This is a genomic window from Leptolyngbya sp. FACHB-711, assembly GCF_014695615.1.
Classification (GTDB): Bacteria; Cyanobacteriota; Cyanobacteriia; order Elainellales; family Elainellaceae; genus Leptolyngbya_A.
Genome location: NZ_JACJOR010000024.1, coordinates 1 through 3,591 on the forward strand (window position 1 = coordinate 1; position 3,591 = coordinate 3,591).

At 52.7% G+C, this 3,591-nt stretch carries 4 protein-coding genes and 1 pseudogene; 4 read left to right on the top strand and 1 reads right to left on the bottom strand.

The window, feature by feature from the left end:
- Positions 1-102: 102 nt before the first annotated feature.
- Genes H6F80_RS00275 through H6F80_RS00290 form a run of 4 tightly spaced genes read left to right on the top strand, consistent with a single transcriptional unit; the run spans position 103 to position 3,147 of the window.
- Complete coding sequence (locus tag H6F80_RS00275; RefSeq protein WP_190789624.1) at positions 103-642, top strand: hypothetical protein; 540 nt, start codon at positions 103-105, stop codon at positions 640-642.
- 25 nt (positions 643-667) lie between these two features.
- Positions 668-1,912, top strand: a complete 1,245-nt coding sequence (locus tag H6F80_RS00280) for a saccharopine dehydrogenase family protein (RefSeq protein WP_190789625.1) — start codon at positions 668-670, stop codon at positions 1,910-1,912.
- Positions 1,913-1,931: 19 nt separating this feature from the next.
- A complete protein-coding gene (locus H6F80_RS00285) occupies positions 1,932-2,222 on the top strand; it encodes a Precorrin-3B methylase (protein WP_242067082.1) in 291 nt (96 codons plus the stop codon).
- A 40-nt stretch (positions 2,223-2,262) separates the two neighbouring features.
- The gene (locus H6F80_RS00290) at positions 2,263-3,147 is read left to right on the top strand and encodes an inositol monophosphatase family protein (RefSeq protein ID WP_190789626.1); all 885 of its coding nucleotides are present in this window, start codon (positions 2,263-2,265) and stop codon (positions 3,145-3,147) included.
- 18 nt (positions 3,148-3,165) lie between these two features.
- Here H6F80_RS00290 and H6F80_RS00295 read toward each other — a convergent pair.
- Positions 3,166-3,561, bottom strand: a pseudogene (locus tag H6F80_RS00295) (IS1 family transposase); the annotation flags it as partial.
- Between the last annotated feature and the right edge of the window lie 30 nt (positions 3,562-3,591).

Here is a 3,591-nt window from a genome sequence, read left to right on the forward strand (position 1 = left end):
TAGGCGAATTTAGTCGGCCGCTCGTGATTGGCGTACTACACTGCGTGACCTCAGAGTCCTCTATCCTGGAAGACAGAATGATGGCTGGGAAGGTTCGGCAGGATGGAAATCATTGGACGGATGAGCGGAGAAAACCTAGTCGAACTCTGGGAGTGGGTGCAATCGCTTTCCCTGTCGCCAACTGCCATTCAGAGCCGCTACGCTCCCAACCGATCGGTCAAATGCTTTGGCGTTGCCTCAAACTTGCAATCGATTGCCAAAGGACGTGCCAGATTGCTGCGGACGGATGACCCCGGAGAGCGCATTCGGTCGCTGGGAGAGCGATTGCTGCCGGGCTGGCACAGTCTACTGGTCTGCGGCGGCGATACAACCATTCACTGGCATCGCGACCACGGACACTTTGAAGGGATAGCGGTCATGATCAACCTGGGCGAAGCGCTGTATTTTGAGCGCGATTACGAGCAGGGCGAGCTACAGCACCATCTCACTGATGGATTAGTGATTCGAATTAACACTAAACTGCTCCATCAAGCAATTCCCCGCTCCACCCCCCGCTATAACCTGACCTTTCGCCACCTGAAACCTCAATTTCTACCCCAGGTCGAAGAAAGCCAGGCAACTCAGCTACAGTTGCCAATGTAGTCCTGTAATCAGGAACGTGAATGCCATGCCTGATCGTTTCTACGATATTGTCCTCTACGGTGCCAGTGGTTTTGTTGGTAAACAAACGGTGCAGTACTTTGCTCGCTGTGTTGATCCGCAACAGGTCCGCTGGGCAATTGCCGGACGCAACCGCCTAAAACTAGAAGCGGTTCGGGAGGAAGTGGGAATAGCTGTGGATGTGTTGGTTGCTGATAGCCAGGATCAGCAGGCGATCGATGCAATTGTTGCCCAGACGCGAGTGTTACTGACTACTGCCGGACCTTTTGCCCTTTATGGCAATACCCTCGTGGATGCTTGTGTTCGCTTCAAAACTCATTATGTCGATATTACAGGGGAAACACCCTGGGTCAGACGCTTGATCGATCGCTATCATGCTCAAGCTGCCGCTGATGGAACGCGCATTATTCCCTGCTGTGGCTTTGATTCGGTTCCGTCTGACCTGGGAACTTATCTGGTTGTTCGGTCCATGCAGCAGTTGGGGATGTCCACTCAGCGGGTGAACGCCTATTTTCAGGCGGTGGGCGGCTTTAATGGAGGGACGCTGGCATCTGCCTTCAACCTTTACGACTCCCACGGAACTACCCAAATGAGCAACCCCTTCTTGCTGAACCCAAGCCCTCCCCCTTCGCAAGCTCAGATCGGTTTCCCCCAAGGGGGAAGTGCTGCGCAGCGCAATCGTGACCCACGGATTCCTGCATTTGATCCCGACCTCAACACCTGGGTCGCTCCCTTCTTCATGGCTCCGGTCAACACTCGCATTGTGCGCCGCAGTAGTGCCCTGTATGCCGGGTGGCAGCAACCCTACGGAGCTGATTTTACCTATCAGGAGTATCTCAAGTTTGAGGAACCTTTGGCATGGCTGAAGGCAACCGGCGCAACAGCGGGACTTGCCCTCCTGACAGGCATTCTGCAACAGCCGCAAGCTAGGTCACTGGTACAGCCCATCCTGCCGCAGCCGGGCAGCGGACCTTCAGAGCAAACGATGAACGAAGGCTGGTTCTCCTGTGAGCTGATTGGCACTGCTCAAGAGGGGCGCAAGGTACGCGGACTGATTCGGGACCAAGGTGATCCGGGCAATCGTGCTACAGTCAAGTTCGTCTGCGAGTCTGCTTTGAGCTTGGCAGTGCAAACCGATGAGCTACCGGACGGTAAGAGCCGAGGTGGGATTCTCACACCCGCAACAGGGTTAGGGGATGTCCTAGCAGAACGGCTACGGAGAGCCGGAATGACCGTTGAAGTTGCCCTGTAACCGAGTGAGCTAGGATCGATTGAAGGACGTTTTGGACCATAGTATGGCAAAGCAGGAACAGCCACTTCAAGGAGAGGCGCTGATCAAGGAAGTATGTCGGCGCATTCGCGTTGCCCGTTGTTATTGGGATGCCCATAACAATCATGCCTGTCGCGGAGAGCGAGAACGGGCCTTGGCTCTATACAACACGCTGACAAAAGAGCAAAAGGACAAGATCCCGCAGGAGTTGCGAGTGTGGTTGCGCTACCGCAGTGAAAAATACTTTGGCGAACACCGCACGCCGCCCCATTCAAAGCGAAAGTCGAAATAGTGCTTGAAGCTCCCTCCTTATTGAAAGCCTTTCAACCCTCATGCTGCCTACCCCCACTCCGCGATCAATTCTTGCCACGCTCCTGCCCCATTTGCGCGTTGCGGCTGCCTACGCCCGTCAGATTCAGTCACAAATTGTGGCGCATCCTAAAAAGGACAGTGACAACTTCCTGGCTGCTGCCCTAAGTGACGCAGATTTATCCATTCAAACGTTGATCGAAGTCGCAATCCTAAGCACATTTCCTAATATTCGCTTTTACGGTGAGGAGCACGAGCGGTCTTATAACACCCGCTATTTTCGGGCGATCGATCTAGGTGAAATGGGGGATTACCTGGTAACGCTTGACCCAATCGACGGTACGCGCTTTTATCTAGATGGACACCAAAACTATCAGATTATTCTGAGCATTCTGAATGCGGACGAATACGAAGCGGTCATCGCTGTAACTCCGGCACAAAACATTTACCACTATGCAGTACGAGGGAAAGGCTGCTGGAAAGGAAATTTAGAGACAGACCTCGACAATTGCGATCGCCTGATGCTTGGAGACGCAGATCGAGCAGTCTTTTTTGGCATTGCGATGGGTGCAATTGCTCCCCATTTAGAAGGCTATAGGGCGATCGACGTAACACAGGATTACTCCAAGGACGCGCAAATTCCCTTGATCAACGGACTGCTGACGGGTGAACTTTCAGGGGCAATCACCCGTGCCGGAAACTGGATTGACGGTGCGGCACTCGCATTTTTGGTGCAAGAAGCGGGAGGAATAGTCACAACGCTGGAGGGAACTGCGCTGCCACCGCTCCATACCTGCTGCAACTACCAGCGTCCAGGATTGATTATGGCAAGTTCAACTACAGTCCATCAGGATTTGCTAAAAGCAGTACAACAATTGATGAAGCAGCATAGTGCAGCTGTCCCCTAAGGAAAAGTGCTTTGCCCGTTATCCTAATGCACAAGAAAATCTGGCGTTGCTGAATAGGAATATGATTCGCTGAGGGATAGGTACATCACCAAATTGGAGGTAGTGCAGTAACAACCGAATCGAGTGCTGCAGCATCTCCACGGATTTGGAATAGCACAATGTCTTGCGATGTAACCGAGCAAGATAGTGTCGTAAGCGTGTATTTTCTCCTTTAACTTGGGTTATGTAGGTCTTGCTCGCCATCTGGTCGCCCTCTGGAATAAATCCTGGATAAACAGACCAACTAGCAGTGACATAGAAGGAGCACGGCCAGCTCACCACGATCGTCCAGAACGGGCGGAATGTTTCAGCACTAGGGTCGCCCAACACCCAACCTAGAATCCCTTTTCTACAGTGATCAACGGCAGTCCACAATCAGATTTTGTTTTTTGGGTTGTATCGCAA

Bases quoted from the DNA above. Each gene is read 5' to 3' on its own strand.
- H6F80_RS00275 (WP_190789624.1), top strand. From the start codon at position 103: ATGGAAATCATTGGACGGATGAGCGGAGAAAACCTAGTCGAACTCTGG.
- H6F80_RS00280 (WP_190789625.1), top strand. From the start codon at position 668: ATGCCTGATCGTTTCTACGATATTGTCCTCTACGGTGCCAGTGGTTTT.
- H6F80_RS00290 (WP_190789626.1), top strand. From the start codon at position 2,263: ATGCTGCCTACCCCCACTCCGCGATCAATTCTTGCCACGCTCCTGCCC.